This is a genomic window from Sphingomonas faeni (assembly GCF_030817315.1).
Taxonomy (GTDB): Bacteria; Pseudomonadota; Alphaproteobacteria; order Sphingomonadales; family Sphingomonadaceae; genus Sphingomonas; species Sphingomonas faeni_C.
The window spans coordinates 234,455-253,052 of sequence record NZ_JAUSZF010000001.1 but is presented as its reverse complement, the minus strand read 5'-3'; the positions used below and the strand labels follow the sequence as shown (position 1 = coordinate 253,052).

Genomic DNA, 18,598 nt, shown 5'->3' with positions numbered 1-18,598 from the left:
CAAGCGGGAGGGGGTCGGGGGGTGGGCGAGCGCTATCAACGAAGCGCAACGCCGGCCGAACCCGCGAGCCCACCCCCGACCCCTCCCGCTTGCGGGAGGGGAGACGAAAAGCATGCCCCTCCCGCTTGCGGGAGGGGGGAAAAAGATGGCCCCCCTCACGCAGCACACTCCCGCGCGACGGTTACGTCGTCGAAGGGGAGGACCAAGTCGCCGACGATCTGCCCCTGCTCATGCCCCTTGCCGGCGATCAGCACTATGTCTTCGGGCCCAGCCTCACGCACCGCAGCCCCGATCGCCGCACGCCGGTCGCCGATTTCCTCGGCCCCGCGGGCGCCTTTCAGGACGTCGCAGCGGATCGCTCGCGCATCCTCAGTTCGGGGATTGTCGTCGGTCACGATCACCCGGTCGGCGTGCTGCACCGCGACCTGTCCCATAGTCTCACGCTTGCCGGTGTCACGATCGCCACCTGCCCCGAACACAACGATCAGCTTGCCGCCTGCATGGGGCTTGAGCGCCGCGATCGCCGCCTCCAGCGCATCGGGTGTGTGGGCGTAGTCGACGTAAACCGGCGCACCCGACTTCGCGATTACCGCGCGCTCCAGCCGCCCGCGCACCGGTTGCAGCCGAGCGAGGTTGGCGATCGTTGCCGCCACGTCGCCGCCGGTGGCGATCACGAGCCCAGCTGACACCAGCGCGTTCGCTGCCTGGTAGGCGCCGATCAGTGGGAGGGTCACCGTGTACGTCCGGCCCTCGGCCTCGATCGTCAGCCCCTGCCCCAGCAAAGTCGGATCGCGGCCGACCAGCCGCAGCGTCTCGCCCTGCGTGCCGACCGTCACCAAGCGGTTGCCGCGTTCGCGGGCCAGATCGATTACGCGTGCCGACTGGGGATCGTCCGCCCAGACCACTGCAGTACCGTCGGTCGACAGCACCTCGGAGAACAATCGGATCTTGGCGGTAAAATATGCGGCCATGTCACCGTGATAGTCGAGGTGGTCTCGGCTGAGGTTCGTGAAGGCCGCCGCGGTCACCTTCAGCCCCTCGGTCCGGTACTGCGTCAGCCCATGGCTCGACGCCTCGAACGCCAGATGCGTCACACCCTCGCGCGCGAGACCAGCGACGTTCGACAGGAAGGTTACGACGTCAGGCGTCGTCAGGCCGGTCGTCACGCGCTCGTCCGCGGTGGTAACCCCGAGCGTGCCGATCGAGGCTGCATGGAAGCCGGCCATGCGCCACAGCTGCCGGGTCATCTCGACGCACGACGTCTTCCCGTTCGTCCCCGTGATCGCGACCGACGTATCCGGGAACGGCGCGAAGAACTTCGCGGCAAGTTGCGCGAACCGCTCGCGGGGATTGTCGTCGGCGATGTACGTCGCACCCTCGACCGTCAGGCCCGGCCGCGCGACCACCGCGATCGCGCCCGAGCGGATCGCGTCCTCTATAAAGTCCTCGCCGTTGGCGCGCGCGCCTTCGAACGCGCCGAACACCGTGCCGGGCGCGACCTTGCGGTGATCGATCGCAAACCCCGTCACCTGCGCCTCTTCCGTCCCGTCGGTCAGCGCTGCGAGTTTCATGCAATAGTCCTCATTGCCCGGTCGGCTGTGTACGCGACGGGTCCTGCCACAAAGTCGGCAGGATGTCAGACACGTCGATGTCGCGGTGCGCGTCCGGCACCACGCCCAGGATCGCACCGACGCGTGAGATCGTGCGGCCTACCACTGGCGCGGTGTTCCACGCCGCGGTCTTCCACCCGGAGGTTTCCTTCGTGCCGAGCGGCGAATCCAGCATCGCGAGCACGACATAGCGCGGCGCATCCATCGGGAACGCAGCCGCAAACGTCGCCACGTTGCGCGAATGATCGTACCCGCCCGAGACCGCCGCCTCGGCGGTGCCGGTCTTGCCGCCGACGCGGTAGCCCGGCGCATCGCCCTTGCGCCCCGTACCGCGCTGCACGATCAGCCGCAGCATCTGCCGCATCCGCGCGCTGGTCTGTTCGCTAATGACGCGACGGCCGACCGGGGCATGGCCCGGCGCGACCTTCAGCAACGTCGCCGGCCGCCAGATCCCGCCATTGACCAGCGCTGCATAGGCGCTCGCCAGATGCAGCGGCGTCACCGCGATGCCGTGGCCATAGGCCGTCGTCATCGTCGTCGTCCGCGCCCAGTATTTCGGCCACAGCGGGCCGCCCTTTTCGCGCAGTTCGATATCGGGCTTGGTATCGAAGCCCAGCTTCTTGAACATCGCCTGCATCTTCTGCGGACCGATCTCGTCGGCGACCCGCGCGGTGGCGATGTTCGACGAATAGATCAGCGTCTCGGCCATGTTTAGCCAGCGCTTCGGATCGCCGCGTTCGTCGTGGATCGTAAAGCGACCGACCTTGAGCGGATGCGTCGCGTCGAAGCGCCGCGCGAACGACGTCACCACGCCGGTATCCATCGCGGTCGCCATCGTGATCGGCTTGAACGTCGATCCCAGCTCGAACACGCTCTGCGTCGTGATGTTGCGCAGTTCCTCGGTGCCCGACATGCCGACGCGGTTGGGGTTGAAGGCCGGCAACGATACCATCGCGATCACTTCGCCAGTCGCCACGTCGAGGACGATGCCGCCAGCGCCGCGAGCCGAGAACGTCGTCATCGCGCGACCGAGTTCGCTCTCCATCGCCGCCTGGACGCGGTTGTCGAGCGACAGCGCGACGGGGGTGCCGTTGAGTGCGGGATTGGTCAGCCGCTCGTCGAGCACGCGCTCCATCCCGCTCATGCCATGCCCCGCGGTCGACAGGAAGCCGAGCGCATGCGCGGCCATCGTCGACTGCGGATACAGGCGCTGGGTGTCACGGTCGAACACGATCGCGGGCTCGCCGATCGCGTTGACCTGCTCGACCAGCGTCGGCGATGCGCGCCGCTGGAGATAGATGAAGTTCTTTCGCGACGTCAGCAGCGCATAATAATGCGCCTGATCGCCGGCTTCGGGCATCAGCGCGGCTAGCTTGCTGGCGATCTCGGTCGGATCGCCGATCAGCTTTTTCGGGTGGACGGCGATCGTCCACGCATCGATCGTCCGCGCGAGGGGTGCGCCGTTGCGATCGACGATGTCGCCGCGCGCCGCGATCGCCGCTGAGCGTGCCTGCGGATCGGCCAGCGAAGACTGGACCGCCAGCATCCCGAGCCGCCCGACCACCACCAGCACCGCTGCTCCGAACAGGAACATCAGCATCATCAGGCGCGTGTGCGCCGTCGCCACCAGGGCGTGACGCTGGTTGGCGCTACGCTGTTGCGAGACAGGCCGGGCGACCAACGCGGTCACCGCCGTTTGCCGCTCTCGGAGCGGGCGCCGCTCATGATGTCACCCAACGTCGTGTCGGACAGCAGCTTCCGGTCGAGCATCGCGACCGCCTGCGGACGGACCTTGGCGACGGCTGCGAGGCGTTCGGTCTTGGCGGCACGGACGAGCGCTGCCTCGGCGGAGCGCGGCGTCGAGACCGACGCGCGGATCACGACCGGCTTGAGCGCGGTCTTCGACGCGGCCTGGATCGCGACGTTCATCGCGCGGGGCGCAGTAACCTGCGCCATCTGGACCGGAGCAACGGGCGCGAGCTTCACGACTGGCGGAGCAGCGGTGACCGGGACGATCGACGTGGAGACGACGGACCCCGCCCCCGACGGCACGAGCAGCGCGGCGGTCTGGACCCCGTCCGCGCGCAGGCTGTTGACGTCGAGCGCCGCGAGCGCAGCCTCGCTCACCACAAACTGGCCGGCGGTCGGCGCCGACAGCGCCAACGTGTCGCCGTTCCAGCGCTCGAGCTGCGCCAAATTGCCGCGCGTGTCGAACTCGGTTTCCAGCGCGCGGATGTCGCGCTGCGCGACACGGATCTGGCCGTTGACCGCCTCCAGCTTCTTGCGCTCTGCGGCGACCTGCAGCGATACGAGGTAGAAACCGAGCACGACGGCCACGCAGCCCCCGAACCAGCCCACACCCTTCATCCGATACGCCGCCGTCATGTCGTCACCTCTTCCGTCCAAGGTTGCGCGGAGGTCCGCCGCGCCGTTCGTAATGTCGCCGAGCGCGCGCGCGGGTTGCGTGCGATCTCGGCCTCGCCGGCGCGAACACCGCGGCCGACATGAGAAAAACTAGGTTCCGCAACGGCTTTCACCTGCGGAAGATGACGCGAACCTGAAGGCGAGCCACCGGACCGCGTGCGCAGGAAGCGCTTCACCATCCGGTCCTCGAGGCTGTGGAACGTCACGATCGCAAGCCGACCGCCCGGCTTCAGCACGCGTTCGGCCGCCAGCAATCCATCGGCCAGCTCGCCCAGCTCGCGGTTCACGTGGATGCGGATCGCCTGGAACGCGCGCGTCGCGGGGTCCTTCTTGTCGTGCGCCTTGTAGCCGAGCGCGCGGCGGACGATGTGCGCCAGCTCGCCGGTCCGCGTCAGCGGGCGCGCTGCGACGATCGCGCGCGCGACGCGCCGCGACTTGGGCTCGTCGCCATATTGATAGAGCACGTCGGCGATCTCGTTCTCGTCCGCTTCGTTGACGAAATCCGCCGCCGACATGCCAGCCTGCGCCATCCGCATGTCGAGCGGGCCGTCGGACTGGAACGAGAAGCCGCGCTCGGCCTGGTCGAGCTGCATCGACGACACGCCGATGTCGAGCGTCACGCCGTCGACCGGCGCAAGGCCACGCGATTCGAGTTCGGACGCCATCGCCGAGAAGTCGGCTGCGATCAGCGTCAGGCCCTCTTCGGCCTCCTCGATCGAGCGGCCGGCGGCGATCGCGTCGGGATCGCGGTCGAACGCCACGATCCGGGCACCCGACTTGAGCAATGCCAGCGTGTAGCCGCCCGCGCCGAACGTGCCGTCGACCATCGTCTCGCCGGGCCCGGGGGAAAGCGCGGCCAGGACTTCGTCGAGCAGGACGGGGATGTGTGCCGCGGACGTGTCGAGAACGGGGGGAGTGCTCACAGCTGCACCCCCTTCTCGGCCATGTAGAAGCGCGCCATCTCCTTGACGACGGGGGGCATGCCGTCGGTGGCGATCAGCGTCGCGGGGTCCCAGATCTCGATGTAATCGAGCACGCCATAGAAGAACGCATGGCCCTTGATGCCCGCATAGAAGCGCGGGAACGCCGGCATGATGAAGCGCCCGGAGCCATCGAACGGCACCGCTTCGCCCGACGCGGCGGCGCGCTTGATATTATAGTCGTATTCGCCGTTCTCGGACGTGTTCTCGGATTCGCGGCGATCGAGTCGCTCGGCGAGGATGTCGACGTAACCGGGATCATACGCGACCAGGCAGCGATTCTTCTGATGCGCGCCGATGATGATGGTCCCGCCGTCCTTGCCGTTCGCCTTGGGGGCATTTGCGGAAAGCGTGGTGCGAAGTGCCGAAGGGATGGCTACCCGGCCCTTGTCGTCGACAAGGCCGATACCGTCTCCTTGATAGCGACCACGAACCGACACGCCAAAACCCTTCGAAATGGCGCACACGCCTCACCGTCTCGAAACACGACCTTCGTCGCGTCCCGACCGCGCCTTCAGCGAACGGTGAACGTGCCCCTGTATTAACCTCCGTCTATCATAGAGCGGCGGGGACGCAACGGGATTTTTGGGGATTGGACGGATTCGAAGCCGGTTTCGACGCTGGGTGCGGGGGGATTTGGCGCGCGGATTGGGCTGGACGCTGTGGGTTGGGCAGTTCTAGTCTGGGGAAATCCGGGGACGCATACGGACAAGCGCCCACCGCAGGAGGCCTAACCGAGGCAGTCAGACCGCATCGAAGCGCAACGCTCCCCCCTCCCTGAAAGGGAGGGGTCGGGGGTGGGTCCGCCCGATCGAGCCACTCGCGTTCGAATGTGCGGAAACCGACCCACCCCCAGTCCCTCCCTTCCAGGGAGGGGAGCGAGACTACGCGAAGTGTTGCGGGAATTACTGCGCGGGCGCCTGCGCGTTGGCGCTTGGGGCGACGCCCATCTCCGCGAGCGGCTCGCCCGCCCCGGCGGCTTCGGTCGTGTTCGAAACGCCCATGTTCGCCACTACGTCCGCCTGCGCGGCACCCGCGGTCGCGACGGGTCGCTCACGGTTCGTCGAGCCGATGATAGCGCTAGCAAGGCCGATCAGCAGGACGACGGCGGCAAGGCCAATCATGCCGACCTTGATGCGCTGCATGGTCTGAGAGGGATCGTGGGATGGCTTCATCGTGCCCCACCCCAATACCCGACTGTCGCGCTTCTGTCGATTCTCGGGAACCGCACTCTCAGGAGAGGCCCTTCGCCTGACGCCATTCGGCATCGTACAGCGTCGAAAGATAGCGGAATCCCGTGTCGCACAAGATGGTGGCGATTCGCTTGCCCGGCCCGAGATGCTTCGCGAGCGCTACGGCGCCGGCGACGTTGATCCCCGACGACAGTCCGAGGCACAGCCCCTCCTCGTCCAGCAGGCGACGGACCCAGGCATAGCCATCATGATCGGAAATCCGGAATTGCGTGTCGATCGGCGCGCCTTCGAGGTTCGCGGTGATCCGGCCCTGCCCGATGCCCTCGGCGACCGATGACCCCTCGGACTTCAATTCGCCGTGGGCATAATAGTTGTAGAGCGCTGCGCCGTGGGGATCGCTGAGCGCGATACACACTGCCTCGTCCTTCGCCTTCAGTCCGAGTCCGACGCCGGCGATCGTCCCACCGGTGCCCGCCGCACAAGTGAAGCCGTCGATCCTTCCCTCCATCTGGTCCCAGATCTCCTCTGCGGTCCCGACGATATGCGCGCGCCGATTGGCGATGTTGTCGAACTGGTTCGCCCAGATCGCGCCCGGCGTCTCTTCGGCGATGCGCCGCGAGGTGTGCACGAAGTGACAGGGGGACGAGAATGCGGCGGCCGGTACGAGGACCAACTCCGCGCCAAGAGCACGCAACGTATCCATCTTCTCGCGGCTCTGCGTCTCGGGCATGACGATGATCGTCTTGTAGCCTTTCGCGTTGGCGACCAGCGCAAGCCCGATCCCGGTATTGCCCGCGGTCCCCTCGACGATCGTCCCGCCCGGCTGGAGCAGCCCACGCTGCTCGGCATCCTCGACGATGAACAGCGCGGCGCGATCCTTCACCGACGCACCGGGATTCGTAAATTCGCACTTGCCGAAGATGTCGCAGCCGGTTGCCTCGCTCGGCCCCCGAAGGCGGACGAGCGGGGTGTTGCCGATGAGGGCGAGCGTGTCAGGTGTCGTTTGCATGGCCGCTATGTGGCGTCGCCGGCGACGTCGAGCAAGCGAGCGAAAGTTTGCGCCGTTAAACCGGCTACCCGCGAACCTTGCCCGCCAAGCCCGCAAATCGGATTACGTGACGGAAATGTCATTCGCCATTCACCGTGCCGTCAGTATGATCTATGTTAGTTAATAGCGTCTTTGGAGCGTTGACGATGAACGAGTACCGGCGTGCGTTGACCTTGCTGCAAGAGGCTGCCCAGTTGATGGATTCGGCCGGCGACACGCTGATTGCCGCGCACATCGCCACGCCGTTGGCGATGGTCGAGAGTCGCCTGCATTCGGAGACCGACGTGGCCGACCGGGCCTGCCCGCCCTGCGGCTGAGCAACGGTTCGTTTTACGCACTTCGCGTCGCAGTCAAGGCGTCCCGTCATGACCGCAGACCCGTTCGTCGCGGCGCCATGGTACCGCAACCCTAAAGCCTTGACGCTCCATGCTGCATGCGCGAAGCGAGGTTCCACCATGAAAATTCTCCCCATGACCGCCGTCGCCGCGCTGCTCGTGCTGGCTGCCTGCAACTCCAAGCCCGCTGCGCCCGAGGTGCTGGATACCAATCCCGATCCGATGGCGAACACGCTCGCCAACGCTGCGCCGGTCGAGCTGCCGCCCGCGATCAAGTCGGAGGTGACGCTGCGCTGCAAGGACAACAGCCTGCTCTACGTGACGTTCTTCCAGGGCGACAAGCAGGCCCGGGTCCGCACCAAGAAGGACGGTACTGCGACCACGCTGAAGTCGGACGTCGCCGGCGCACCGAAAACCGCCGAGGGCGGCTGGTCGATGACCGGTGACGACTCCAACGTCACGCTGACCGCACCCGGCAAGTCTGCACAGACCTGCCACGCGTAAGTCTTTGGTGTTTATTCGTTCTGAAACGGCCGGCGGATCATCCGCCGGCCGTTTTTCTTTGCGTCACACGCTCTTGCCCTCGCTGCCGCAGACCGGCACGCTAGGCTGATGGCAACCGTTGCGATCTACAGCCTCAAGGGTGGCGTCGGGAAAACGACGCTTTCGGTGAACCTGGCGTGGTGCGCCGCGACCTTGTCCGCACGCCGGACGCTGCTGTGGGATCTCGACTCGCAGGCCGCGTCGACCTGGGTGCTCGGCGGCCCCCCTGGAGCCGGGGCTAAAGTCGACCAGGCGCAGGCGATGTTCTCGAAGGACGTCGCGGTCGCCAAGCAGGCGCGGCCGACCGCGTACCGCCACCTCGACCTGATCGCCGCCGACGCGTCGCTGCGCGGGCTCGACCAGCTGTTTCACGATCTCGACAAGAAGAAGCGGCTCGCCAAGCTGCTGGCCGAACTTGCCGGCTACGATCGCGTGATCCTCGATTGCCCGCCGGGTCTGACCGAGACGGCGGATCAGGTGATGCGCGCCGCCGACCTGATCGTGATTCCCGTCATCCCCTCGCCGCTGTCGACCCGTGCCTATGACGCGGTCGTTCAGCATCTAGGCGGCCGAACGCCGTTGTTTCCGGTCCACGTGATGGTCGACAAGCGGCGCGCGTTGCATGCCGAGGCGCTTGCCTCGCACCCGGACTGGCCGGTCATTCCGATGGCGAGCGGGATCGAGTCGATGGCGGTCAAGCGCGCGCCGGTCGGCGTGTTCGCGCCGAAGTCCGCCGCGGCGCAGGCGTTGGCCGATCTCTGGCGGCGGATCGAACATCGGCTCGCGGCATGAGCGACATCCTTGATCCGCAACTGGTGCTGGGTGCCTATTCCGTCGGCGTGTTCCCGATGGCGGACAGCCGCGATGCCGCCAGCGTCTATTGGGTCGAGCCGCGCCGCCGCGCCGTCCTGCCGCTCGACGGCTTCCAGCTCTCGCGCTCGCTCAAGAAGACGATCGCGGCCGACCGTTTCCAGGTTACCGTCGATACTGCGTTCGAGCGCATTGTGCAGCTTTGCGCAGAGAGCGTCGAGGGTCGTCCCGAGACGTGGATCAACGACGGCATCGAACGTGTCTTCCACACGCTCCACGCGATGGGATTCGCGCATTCGGTCGAGTGCTGGGATGGCGGCAAGCTGGTCGGCGGGCTGTATGGGCTGTCGCTCGGTCGCGCGTTCTTCGGCGAAAGCATGGTCAGCCGCGCCACAGACGCCTCCAAAGTCGCGCTCGCGCACCTCGTCGCGCGGCTCCGTGCCGGCGGCTTCACGCTGCTGGATTGCCAGTTCCAGACGTCGCACCTCGCCTCGCTCGGCGCGATCGAGATCGACCGCGCCGATTACGTCGCGTTGCTGGGGGCGTCGCTCGGCGGCGCGCTTGGCGCCTCGGCCGCTGCAGGCGTGGCGTCGGCCGGCGACTTCCGCGCACTCGATCGCTTGGCGGGCAAGGCCTCCGCAACCGGCGCGGTATCGGGGCCGGTCCCCGGGAAAGTCATCGCGCAGCTCTTGGTCCAGACGTCGTAGACAGGATGCTGGACCGCGTTCAGCGCGGGACGCTCCTTGTACAGCCAGCCCGAGAACGTTCGCCGCCAACGCGTATCGGCTCCACGCACGAGCACCTGCACGAACGCGCCGGTGAGTTGCTCCTGCTCCCAGGGTGCGGTCTGTTCGCATGCGCGCAGCCGCAGCACGACGTCGCCCATGCGCGTCGACTGGCCGGGCTTGAGCGTCACTTCGCGGGTTTCGCCGTTACGCTTGTTGAGCAGGCCGAGCACAGCCACGCGTTGCGCCATCGGCGTGCCGCCATTGGCAATCGCGGCAGCACCGGTATCGATCGTCTCGATCGAGGAATTGCCGGCTTCGTCCGCACCGGGGAGGTCCTGCTGGACCACGGCGACCGGCGTCGCGGGCGTAGTGAGCGCGCGGTATCCGAACCAGCCGCCCACCGCCAACGCCACGACCAACACGGCCGCGGCGAGCCAGCGCATGATCACCCTTCGGGCGTCCAGGCTTCGTAATCACCCGTCGCGGCGGCACGGTGGCCACCCTTTTCGAGCGCACCGGCGGGACGATAGGCGAGCGCTGTGCCGGTCATGTTCGGCACGGCGGGCTTCTGCCAGACGCGGACCGGCGGCAGCGCGCGATCGGGCACGTCGTCGACCTGGTGATGCAGCCAACTGAACCACGCCGGCGGGACGCGGCTTGCGTCGGTCGCGCCCTGGTAGATCACCCAGCGGCGCGGGTTGCCGGCGGTGTCCTTGCCACCTTCGTAATAGACGTTGCCGAGCGCGTCCTCGCCCTTCTTCGCCATGCTGCGCAAGCCGAATTTGGTGCCGAGGGTGGCGCCGTTCCACCACGTGAAAGTCGATGCGAGAAAGCCCATGGCTGGCGCTTAACGCGAGTGGGGGCGGGCTTCAACCCTTGATCGTTGGGGGAAGGCGTTGCGAGGGCCTTATCCTACCCCGCCCGCAGAGAGGATCGTGGAGGTTCGGTGTTGGGGCTTTGGTCCCGTCTTGCCCAAGGTCGTTCGCCCTTCGTTGTTCTCCCGCGAAGGCGCGAGCCCAGTCGGGGTCCCCGCCTTCGCGGGAAAACATTTAACCAGAGACGTCGGCCAGCCACGTATCCCACCCCGGCGGAGGCCGGGGCCCAATTGGGGAACGTCGCTAACGAAGCGCTGCCCGATATTACAGCGACCTTCCCGATTGGATCCCGGCCTTCGCCGGGGCGGTATGGTGCTGGAACGATATCGTGAGACGGATGAGATTGTCAGAACACGTGCGAAAGACAGCTCCAGCCTATTTCGCCTTGTCCCACGTCACCAGATCACCCTCGGCGATCCCGAGTTCCGCGGCACGGCCGCCCATCAGTTCCAGCACGGCGCCGACCGGCTCACCCGACGGAATCGGCGCTTCCGAAAACGGTACGGTGTTCTCGGCGATCCGCGCGATCGTGCCGTCGGCGCGGATGTAGAGGATGTCGAGCGGGCTCGGCGTGTTCTTCATCCAGAAGTTCGCGGCCACGGGCTCGCCGCCCTTTGCGGGATACGGCCAGAACAGCATTCCACCGTCGGGCTTCAGGTCGGTGCGAAACATCAGGCCCCGCGCCTGCTCGGCTTCCGTCTTCGCGCTCTCGACCTGGAACGCATGCGTCCCGTTAGCGCTCTTGATCGTCAGCGGCACCGTGGCGACCTTAGCCACGTCCGAGTCGGCGTCGCTATTCATGTACGCGACACCCCCGGCGCCGATGCCCAGTGCCAACACCCCGGCCAAAACCGCCTTCGCAACGAAACTCATCCAAGATCCTCTTCGACCGCGACGGCAAGCGGTCCTTTACGCCCTTCGACCACGCGCGCGCGGAGCGGCTGGTCGGGCTCGACCGTCTCGATCCCGGCGCGGCGCAGCGTTTCCATGTGGACGAAGATGTCGCTGCCATCGGCACCCCGTACCAGAAAGCCATAGCCCTTCAACCGGTTGAACCACTTCACCGACGCCGCCTCGAACGGTCCCGCCGCGTCGATCATCGCGATCGGATCGACGCGGTCGGGCGACGTCGGTGCCCGGACCGGCTCCTCGACCGCGTTGGTCAGGTCGATCGAGAGGATTTCGCGCGCCTGGAACCCGCGGCCGCGTTGGATCGACAAGGTCTCGACTCGCGCGCCCTCGGGGAGGCTGCGGCGGCCGTGCGCCTGTAGGACGGAGAAGTGCACCAGGATATCGCCGACTGTCTCGTCGTCCGCCACCGCGAAGCCGAACCCGCGCGTGACGTCGAACCATTTGATAATGCCGCCGATCGCTCGCGTTTCGGCCGCGCCAATACCCGTGCCGACACCCTCGCCAACACCCTCGAGCGTCGTCGTTCCCGCTTCCACTGGCCCCACCTCTACCGGCATGTCAGCACCTGCTGCGTGTCGTTACGCATTGTTACACCCCTGAACGCCTTGCTAGCACGGTTCGTCGCAGTCGCAATGAACCCGTTGCGATCCTCAGTCGAAATCCATCAATTCGGGGGTATCGGACGGCGGTGCAGCAACAATTTTGCGCGCTAGATCGAACCGGTGGCCGGCCCGAAGCATCGCCGCGAGCTGTTTCTCGTGCAGTTTCCGGTCGCCGTCGCCCGAGCCGTAGGGCCCGATTCGTTTCCGTCGCGCGAAGGCGAGTGCCGATTCGACCGCGCGGTCCGCGATCGCGGGCGCGACCGACTCCGCGTCGCCTTCCTCGATGCCAGCCTCTCGGAATGCTCCCGCGACACGCCGAGCGCCCAGCCCTCGCCGCTGCATCGCAGCAGCGCGCTGTTCGGCGAAGGCCCTGTCGTCGACATAGCCGAGATCGGCCATCCGCTGCGCCAGTTCGCCGGGCTCGGCCAGCGCCGCGCCGGTGCCGCCGTCCCAGCCCCGCTCGCGGATTTTGCGCATCAGGTAATCGGTCAGCCGCCCGCGCGTGGTCGCGAACCGCTCGACATAGCGCAGCGCCAGCTGCTCCAGCGCAGCGGCGTCGAGTGGTTTCGGCGCAGGACGCTCGCGCGATCGTTCCTTGCCGCCGCCTTTGCCCCAGCTCTTGCCGCGCCGCTTGGTATCGCCACGATCGTCGAACGCGCCGTTTTCCTGGTCGCCGACATCCAGCGACGAGGGAAACGCGGTGCTTTCGCTGTGGCTATCATCGGTCACGCCATCATTGTGCCACACTGGCACCCGAAGTTGAACGGCTAGACTGAAGATAGGTGTGGTGTGCGAGCACCGCGACCAACCAAGGCAGGAACTGCGATGACGACCGACACGGCCAACAAGGGCGGCATGACCGTAGCGGCGATCGTTGCGACGCCGACCCAAGACGCCCTGCCGCGCCGCTTCGCCGATTTCGGCACGTTGGGCGAAGCGCTCGATTACGCGGCAAGCGGTAACCGCGGGCTCAATTTCCACGACGCGCGTGGCACCTTGTCGCAGCCCTACCCCTATTCGCAACTCCGCACCGACGCCCGTGCGATGGCCGATCGCCTGATCGCCGCCGGTGTCGCCCCCGCCGACCGCATCGCGCTCGTCGCCGAGACCGGCCCCGAGTTCGCCGCATTGTTCTTCGGCGTCGTCTATGCGGGCGCATGGCCCGTGCCATTACCGCTGCCGACCTCGTTCGGCGGCCGCGGTTCGTACATCGAACAGCTCCGCGTCCAGCTTTCGAGCTGCGATCCGAAGATGCTGATCTTCCCGCCCGAACTCGCGCAGATGGCCGGCGAGGCCGCGCGCCTGTCGGGCACGGTCGGGATCGACTGGTCCGAGTTCGCCGCGCAGGACGCGCCCGTCGCGAATCTGCCCGAGGCGAAGCCGGACGACATCGCGTACCTGCAATATTCCAGCGGCTCGACGCGCTTCCCGCACGGCGTCGTCATCACGCACGAGGCGTTGCTCAACAACCTCGCCGCGCACAGCCACGGCATGGAAGTCTGCGACACCGATCGCTGCGTCTCGTGGCTGCCCTGGTATCACGACATGGGGCTGGTCGGCTGCTTCCTGTCGCCGATCGCCAATCAGGTCTCGACTGATTATCTGAAGACCGAGGATTTCGCGCGCCGTCCGCTTGCCTGGCTCGATCTTATCAGCCGCAACACGGGCACGACGCTCAGCTATTCGCCGACCTTCGGCTACGATATCTGCGCGCGCCGCATGTCGTCGCAGACCAAGGCGAGCGACCGTTTCGACCTGTCGCGCTGGCGGGTTGCCGGCAACGGTGCCGACATGATCCGTCCCGACGTGATGCAGTCGTTCGTCGATGCATTCGCCGATGCGGGCTTCAAGGCGACCGCGTTCCTGCCGAGCTACGGCCTTGCCGAAGCGACGCTCGCCGTCTCGCTGATGCCGCCGGGCGAAGGCATCCGCGTCGAACTCGTCGAGGAAACACAGCTTTCGGGCGGGTCACGCGGCGGGGATCGCCCGCAGCGTTATCGCGCGATCGTCAACTGCGGCAAACCGGTCCGCGACATGAAGATCGAAATCCGCGAAGAGGACGGCACCCCCCTCCCCGATCGCGCGATTGGAAAAGTCTGGTGCAGGGGCAAGTCGGTGATGGTCGGCTATTTCCGCGACGACGCCGCGACCGAGGCCTGCATGGTCGGTGGTTGGCTCGATACCGGCGACATGGGCTATATGTCGGACGGCTACATCTACATCGTCGGCCGCGCCAAGGACATGATCATCGTCAACGGCAAGAACCACTGGCCGCAGGACATCGAGTGGGCGGTGGAACAGCTTCCTGGCTTCAAGGCGGGCGACATCGCCGCGTTCGCGATCACGACGCCCGGCGGCGAGGAGACGCCTGCCGTGCTGGTCCAGTGCCGCAGCTCGGACGAAGCCGAACGCCTGCGCCTGCGCGACGAGATCCGCGAGCGCGTCCGGTCGGTGACGGGCATGAACTGCCTGATCGAACTGATCCCGCCGCGTACCCTGCCCCGCACCTCGTCTGGCAAGCTGAGCCGGGCGAAGGCACGCAACCTGTACCTCAGCGGCGACATCAAGCCGTACGACATCGCCGCCTGAGTCCCGCTGCCGAAGGCTCACTAGCCCGAGACTGTATCGCTAGAGACCGGTCGCTTGGAACCGGGTGGCTCGGGTCTCGGGACGACGCTGACATGCGGGTGAAACTGTGGCAGGCGGGCGCAACCTTTCGTATTAGACCCAAAACCGACTTTAATTTCAGTCAATTTTGGGCGACACGAACCATCTGCTAACCAGGCTGTCTTATGACCGACGCCGTGAGCCCTGCATCGCCCTCTTTGTCGCGTCCCGTGACCGTCGATATCCCCACGCTACTGGGGTTTCGGAGCGATGGGCCGGATCACGTGGAATGGAGTCGCATCCGTGCCGCGCAACTGTTCGCGGGACGCCGGATGGCACTGGTCCTGCTCAGCGCGAACATCGCCGCGGTGCTGGCGACGGGCTTCCTCGTGCGCGATTCCATCCCCGGATGGCAGATCGCGACATGGTCGGCGTTGCTGGCCGCGATCGCGGTTGCGGTCGTGGTTCGGCGCCTTGCCGTGCCTCGGACCTGCGAAGACGAGGCGAGCGTGCGCGACCTGCGCAAGACCGGATGGGAGGGCCTGGCGCTCGGCATCGGCTGGTCGTGCGTACCGATCCTGTTCTGTACGCACGTACCATCGGGTACGACCGCGGGGCTCGGCATCACGCTCACCGTCCTGATGACCGCTGCGGCGTTCGCCATGGCCCCGCTGGCGCTCGCGACGCTCGCCTTCCTCGGATGTCTCGGCGCGGCGATGGTCGCACAGTTGCTGATCGCGGGCACGACGTCGGCGGCATTCGGGATACTCGGGTTCACGCTGCTGCTGATGGTCTGGTGCATCAGTCGCGCCCGCGCGCTGGTGCTTATCCGCGCCAATGAGATCACGCTGAACGAACGCGACGAGACCGTCAGCCTGCTGCTCCGCGAGTTCGAGGACACCGGCGCCGACTGGCTGTGGGAAACCGATGCCATGCGCCGCATCGTCCGCGCCTCGTCGCGGTTCGCGGTCGCATGCGGCCTCGCCCCCGGTGCGATCGAGGGCATGCCGTTGCTCCAGTTGCTGGCCGGCCCGAGCTGGGAGAGCGGTGACTTCGCACCCGAATTGCGCACGCTGGCGGAGAAGCTGCGACGGCGCGAGAGCTTCCGCGACGTCCGCGTGCCGGTGACGATCAACGGCCAGAACCGCTGGTGGGACATTGCCGCCTCGCCACGGTTCAGCGACGGCGGCGAATTCTACGGATTTCGCGGCGTCACGTCCGACGTCACCGAGATCCGCGCTTCGGAAGACCGGATCAATCGTATGGCACGATTCGACGCGCTTACCGGATTGCCCAACCGGCTGATGATCAACGAGACGCTCGTCACGACGATGGCCGAGGCGGACCGATGGAGCGGTCGCTATGCGTTCATGATGCTCGATCTCGACCGGTTCAAGGCGGTCAACGATACGCTCGGCCACCCGATCGGCGATCGCCTGCTGGGCCGCGTCTCCGAGCGGATCGAGGGTTTGATAGGGGACGGCAGCCTGTGCGGGCGTCTGGGCGGTGACGAGTTCGCGGTGATCGTGCGCGATGCGAGCGACATCGGCGCGATCGAGACGCTTGCGCAGCGGATCATCGACACGCTGTCGCAGCCCTATGACATCGACGCGCACACGCTCTACATTGGCGCCAGCGTCGGCATCGCGATCGGCCCGCGCGACGGACGCACCGCGGAAATGCTGGTCCGCTCTGCCGATCTGGCGCTCTACCGTGCCAAGGATGCCGGCCGCGGGGTGTACCGCCTCTACGAGCCCGAACTGCACGTGAAGGCCGAGGAACGGCGTATCCTGGAAATGGCGCTGCGGACGGCGCTCGAGAATGGCGAGATGCACCTCGATTATCAGCCGGTCGTCGACGCACGCGGCCAGACGCTCGTCGGGTTCGAGGCGCTGCTGCGCTGGACCAGTCCGCGGTTCGGCGCCATCGCCCCCGACAAGTTCATTCCGCTCGCCGAGGATGCGCGTCTGATCGCGCCGATCGGGGCCTGGGCGTTGCATACCGCGTGCGAGGAAGCGGCGCGATGGCCGTCCGAAATCCGTGTCGCAGTCAACGTTTCCGCCGACCAGCTGCAGAACCCGAACTTCGTGACGACGGTCACGTCCGCGCTGGCGAACACCGGCCTGTCCGCGGACCGACTCGAACTCGAAGTCACGGAGAACGTGTTCCTCAGCGACGCGCTGGGCGCGACCGAGGTGCTGGAACGCCTGCTCGATCTGGGCGTCCGCCTCAGCCTCGACGATTTCGGCATCGGCCATTCGTCACTGGGCTATCTCAGTCGCACGCGATTTTCGGCGATCAAGATCGACCGCAGCTTCGTGCGCGATGCGGCTGCCGGAATGCGCGAAGCCGTCGCGATCGTCCACGCAGTGATCGCGCTCGCCAGCAGCCTCGACATCAGCACGACGGCCGAGGGCGTCGAGACGGAAGCCGAGCACCGCATGGCACAGGAGTTCGGCTGCGCCAACGTCCAGGGCTTCTATTTCGGTAGCCCCATGCCCGCCGAACAGGCGCGCGCACTGGCCAACGGGCGCTGGAGAGCATCGGCCGCCGCGTAGACGGCCTATGCACGACCGGATTTACCGTTACCGGGTCGGCCGGCGTTCGCGTCCCGCGAAGCTGACGAGGCTTTCCGCGCCGGTGGGCGAGAGGGCGGAGACGCCGATGAAATTGTCGTCGACCGGGAGCTGCGTCAGGACCGTCGAGGTTCCGGCGACGTCGCGAGTCTCGGCCCAGGTCTGCGCATCGTTGCGGCGCCACCGCACGCGGTATCCGGCAGCGCCCGGTACTGCCGCCCACTTTACCGTCGTGTCGCGGGACAAGGCCCCGGCGATCGACACGTCCTCGGGCGCAGCCGGTGCGCTGGCGATTCGCGACAACGTCGCGACGTTGATCGCCGTGACCTTGGCGAGATACGGGAAGTCCATGCCTTCGATCGTGTCGCCGTAGACCACGCCCTTTTCGGTACGCAGGTCCTGATGCTGGCGGTCCCAGTTTTCGGCGGCCACCGAGAACCGTACCGCCGGATAGCCGAGCTTCAGGAACGGCTCGTGATCGCCGCCACGCCCGAACCGGTCCGGCCGGCGGTCGATCATCACGTCCAGGCCGCCGGGAATACCCGTCGCGATGCCGTCGATCGCCTTGGCCAGCGCACGACTGGGGCCGTCGTCCTCACCACCCTCCGCGCGGCGGCCCTGCTGTGCGACCAGATCCTCCGATGCGCGAATGCCTTCCGAGAACACGCGGACCTTGTCGGCGACGCGTACGCCGCCCTGCCCGACCGTGTTGCCGACGATGTCGTTGTTGAGCATCGCCGACACCTTCCAGCCGCGCGCTTTAGCGGTATCGGCGAGCAGTTCGGCGCCCCAGAGCCCCTGTTCCTCGCCCGAGAACACCGCGTAGACGATCGTCGCATCGAACTGGCGCTGCGACAGCAACCGCGCCGCCTCCAGCACCAGCGCCACGCCAGACGCGTTGTCGTTCGCGCCGGGCGCATCAGAGGTGACGTTCATCACGTCGGTCACGCGGCTGTCGATATGCGCGCCGACGATCACCACGCGATTGGGATCGCGGCCCTTCTGGATACCGAGCACATCCTCGACCACCACGCCGGTCGGCGCGCGTGGCCCGGTGAACCGGCGCGAGATGCGGTCGACGGTGATGCAGCCGCCACAGGTCGCGGCGATCTCCTGGAACCGGCTCGCAGCCCAGTTTCGAGCGGCACCGATACCGCGTTTCGGGTCGGTCGTGATCGACGCGGTGTGGCGCGTACCGAAGCCGACCATCGCGGTCACGTCCGCCTTCAGGCGAACCGACGACGGAGCAGGGTAAGGGGCGGCGGCGGCAAGAAGCAGCGGAACGGCAAAAATTGGCATGCGCGCGGATGGTGGCCCGATCCGGCGCTTCGCTCAAGCGGATATGATCGTGCCCC

General features: G+C 66.8%; 18 protein-coding genes and 1 pseudogene. 6 read left to right on the top strand and 13 right to left on the bottom strand.

The genetic code is table 11. The annotated features are described in order from the left end of the window. Positions 1-155: 155 nt before the first annotated feature. The 7 genes from QFZ54_RS01275 to QFZ54_RS01245 form a co-directional block, all read right to left on the bottom strand. Complete coding sequence (locus QFZ54_RS01275) at positions 156-1,571, bottom strand: UDP-N-acetylmuramoyl-L-alanyl-D-glutamate--2,6-diaminopimelate ligase (protein ID WP_307083671.1); 1,416 nt, start codon at positions 1,569-1,571, stop codon at positions 156-158. A gap of 10 nt (positions 1,572-1,581) precedes the next feature. Continuing rightward, entirely contained in the window at positions 1,582-3,300 is a 1,719-nt protein-coding gene (locus QFZ54_RS01270) for a peptidoglycan D,D-transpeptidase FtsI family protein (protein ID WP_307083668.1), read from the bottom strand. Then, positions 3,297-3,995 (bottom strand): hypothetical protein, encoded by a 699-nt coding sequence (locus tag QFZ54_RS01265; RefSeq protein ID WP_307083666.1) that lies wholly within the window; start codon positions 3,993-3,995, stop codon positions 3,297-3,299. Before QFZ54_RS01265 ends, QFZ54_RS01270 begins: the two co-directional genes overlap by 4 nt. Further along, complete coding sequence (gene rsmH / locus QFZ54_RS01260; RefSeq protein WP_307083664.1) at positions 3,992-4,957, bottom strand: 16S rRNA (cytosine(1402)-N(4))-methyltransferase RsmH; 966 nt, start codon at positions 4,955-4,957, stop codon at positions 3,992-3,994. The genes QFZ54_RS01265 and rsmH overlap by 4 nt, the downstream gene beginning before the upstream one ends. Further along, positions 4,954-5,454: a division/cell wall cluster transcriptional repressor MraZ gene (locus QFZ54_RS01255; RefSeq protein ID WP_056052920.1), complete on the bottom strand. Its 501-nt coding sequence runs from the start codon at positions 5,452-5,454 to the stop codon at positions 4,954-4,956. The genes rsmH and QFZ54_RS01255 overlap by 4 nt, the downstream gene beginning before the upstream one ends. A 465-nt stretch (positions 5,455-5,919) precedes the next feature. Further along, on the bottom strand, positions 5,920-6,189 hold the full coding sequence (locus QFZ54_RS01250) for a hypothetical protein (RefSeq protein ID WP_307083662.1): 270 nt from the start codon (positions 6,187-6,189) through the stop codon (positions 5,920-5,922). Between the two features lie 58 nt (positions 6,190-6,247). Continuing rightward, entirely contained in the window at positions 6,248-7,216 is a 969-nt protein-coding gene (locus QFZ54_RS01245) for a cysteine synthase A (protein ID WP_307083661.1), read from the bottom strand. Positions 7,217-7,401: 185 nt separating this feature from the next. On the opposite strand from QFZ54_RS01245, the gene QFZ54_RS01240 reads away from it, so the two are divergent. From QFZ54_RS01240 to aat, 4 genes are all read left to right on the top strand, one after another. Then, positions 7,402-7,572, top strand: coding sequence for a hypothetical protein (locus tag QFZ54_RS01240; RefSeq protein WP_307083660.1), 171 nt, complete (start codon positions 7,402-7,404; stop codon positions 7,570-7,572). Between the two features lie 138 nt (positions 7,573-7,710). Then, on the top strand, positions 7,711-8,094 hold the full coding sequence (locus QFZ54_RS01235; protein ID WP_307083659.1) for a hypothetical protein: 384 nt from the start codon (positions 7,711-7,713) through the stop codon (positions 8,092-8,094). A 108-nt stretch (positions 8,095-8,202) separates the two neighbouring features. Then, on the top strand, positions 8,203-8,925 hold the full coding sequence (locus QFZ54_RS01230; RefSeq protein ID WP_307083658.1) for a ParA family protein: 723 nt from the start codon (positions 8,203-8,205) through the stop codon (positions 8,923-8,925). Further along, positions 8,922-9,650: a leucyl/phenylalanyl-tRNA--protein transferase gene (aat, locus tag QFZ54_RS01225; protein ID WP_307083657.1), complete on the top strand. Its 729-nt coding sequence runs from the start codon at positions 8,922-8,924 to the stop codon at positions 9,648-9,650. The genes QFZ54_RS01230 and aat overlap by 4 nt, the downstream gene beginning before the upstream one ends. A 35-nt stretch (positions 9,651-9,685) precedes the next feature. On the opposite strand, the pseudogene QFZ54_RS20310 reads toward aat, so the two are convergent. The 5 genes and pseudogenes from QFZ54_RS20310 to QFZ54_RS01200 form a co-directional block, all read right to left on the bottom strand. Continuing rightward, positions 9,686-9,919, bottom strand: a pseudogene (locus tag QFZ54_RS20310) (DUF2155 domain-containing protein); the annotation flags it as partial. Between the two features lie 197 nt (positions 9,920-10,116). Beyond that, entirely contained in the window at positions 10,117-10,509 is a 393-nt protein-coding gene (locus QFZ54_RS01215) for an NADH:ubiquinone oxidoreductase subunit NDUFA12 (protein ID WP_307083656.1), read from the bottom strand. Between the two features lie 412 nt (positions 10,510-10,921). Continuing rightward, positions 10,922-11,347: a DUF192 domain-containing protein gene (locus QFZ54_RS01210; RefSeq protein WP_307089205.1), complete on the bottom strand. Its 426-nt coding sequence runs from the start codon at positions 11,345-11,347 to the stop codon at positions 10,922-10,924. Positions 11,348-11,415: 68 nt separating this feature from the next. Continuing rightward, a complete protein-coding gene (locus tag QFZ54_RS01205) occupies positions 11,416-12,015 on the bottom strand; it encodes a cold-shock protein (protein WP_307083654.1) in 600 nt (199 codons plus the stop codon). 93 nt (positions 12,016-12,108) lie between these two features. Then, positions 12,109-12,789 carry a regulatory protein RecX gene (locus QFZ54_RS01200; protein WP_307083652.1) on the bottom strand — a complete coding sequence of 227 codons (681 nt, stop codon included), beginning with the start codon at positions 12,787-12,789 and terminating at the stop codon, positions 12,109-12,111. A 96-nt stretch (positions 12,790-12,885) separates the two neighbouring features. Between QFZ54_RS01200 and QFZ54_RS01195 the strand changes: the two genes are divergently transcribed. Together QFZ54_RS01195 and QFZ54_RS01190 are read left to right on the top strand one after the other, a co-directional pair. Next, entirely contained in the window at positions 12,886-14,649 is a 1,764-nt protein-coding gene (locus QFZ54_RS01195) for a fatty acyl-AMP ligase (RefSeq protein ID WP_307083650.1), read from the top strand. Between the two features lie 203 nt (positions 14,650-14,852). Beyond that, complete coding sequence (locus tag QFZ54_RS01190) at positions 14,853-17,225, top strand: putative bifunctional diguanylate cyclase/phosphodiesterase (protein WP_307083649.1); 2,373 nt, start codon at positions 14,853-14,855, stop codon at positions 17,223-17,225. Positions 17,226-17,252: 27 nt separating this feature from the next. Here QFZ54_RS01190 and QFZ54_RS01185 read toward each other — a convergent pair whose 3' ends face one another. After that, entirely contained in the window at positions 17,253-18,542 is a 1,290-nt protein-coding gene (locus QFZ54_RS01185; protein ID WP_307083647.1) for a M28 family metallopeptidase, read from the bottom strand. Between the last annotated feature and the right edge of the window lie 56 nt (positions 18,543-18,598).